At 43.9% G+C, this 1,185-nt stretch carries 1 protein-coding gene; it reads left to right on the top strand.

Annotated features, from left to right (window positions below; all coding sequences use genetic code 11):
• A partial coding sequence (locus F6K53_RS44020; RefSeq protein WP_293087163.1) for an aldo/keto reductase occupies window positions 1-1,137 on the top strand: 1,137 nt, incomplete at its 5' end.
• Window positions 1,138-1,185 lie beyond the last annotated feature (48 nt).

Consider the following 1,185-nt stretch of genomic DNA (forward strand, 5'->3'; position numbering starts at 1 on the left):
TCAATATTTATTATGTCTGTGAATAACTATTACACCCTTGGTCGTTCTGGATTGCGCGTCAGTCGCCTAGCTCTTGGAACAATGACTTTTGGCACTGAGTGGGGCTGGGGAGCAGACCGTACAACCGCCAAAACCCTATTTGATGATTATGTTGAAGCAGGTGGTAACTTTATTGATACCGCCGACCTTTATACCAATGGGACGAGTGAAACTTGGTTAGGAGAGTTTATTGCTGAGCGTAATTTGCGGGACTTGATGGTGATTGCTACCAAATTTTCCTACAACGGAGAACCTGGCAATCCTAATGCTGGGGGCAATGGACGTAAAAATATTATGCGTGCAGTGGAAGGGTCGCTCAAGCGTTTAAATACTGACTATATTGATCTCTACATATTACATACCTGGGATAGAATTACGAGCGCTGCAGAGGTGATCCGTACCCTAGATGATCTAGTTCGCTCTGGTAAGGTGCGTTATATTGGTCTTTCTGATGTTCCTGCTTGGTATGCTTCTCGTGCGCAAACTATTGCGGAGTTAAGAGGGTATGAAACGTTATCCACGCTGCAATTAGAATATTCCCTGGTAGAACGGAATATTGAAAATGAGTTTGTCCCTTTTGGTACAGAACACGGTATGGGAATTATGGTGTGGAGTCCCCTTGCTAGTGGTTTACTCAGTGGTAAATATCGCCCTAGTGAAGATGGTGGCATGGGTGAAGGTCGCTTAGAAGCGATGAAAGAGTCAATTAATCCAGCTTTTCAAAAGTTTAGCGATCGCAATTGGAAAATTGTGGCAGAGTTAGAAGCTGTGGCAACAGAGGTAGGACGCAGTATGGCTCAAGTAGCAGTAAATTGGGCGGCTAACCGACCTGGTATTGCTTCGGTGATTATCGGTGCAACTAAACCCCATCAGCTTCAGGATAATCTACAAGCATTAGATTTTACCCTGAGCGAGGAGCATTTCATGCGTCTTAATCAGGTAAGTACTCCAGAATTAAAATTTCCCTATACTTTCTTTGGTTCGGAAATGCAAGCCATGCTTCATGGTGGGGTAACCGTAGGTGATAAACCTAAAAACTACTATCCCGTAATTGAAACTAGCGGTGGGGGTGCGGGTGTTGATAGTGATCCTGAATAAATGGTAGTGATAAATAGGTAGTGACCCCAAATTATTGGGGTCTTAAAT

This window comes from Moorena sp. SIO4A1 (assembly GCF_010672065.1).
GTDB lineage: Bacteria > Cyanobacteriota > Cyanobacteriia > Cyanobacteriales > Coleofasciculaceae > Moorena.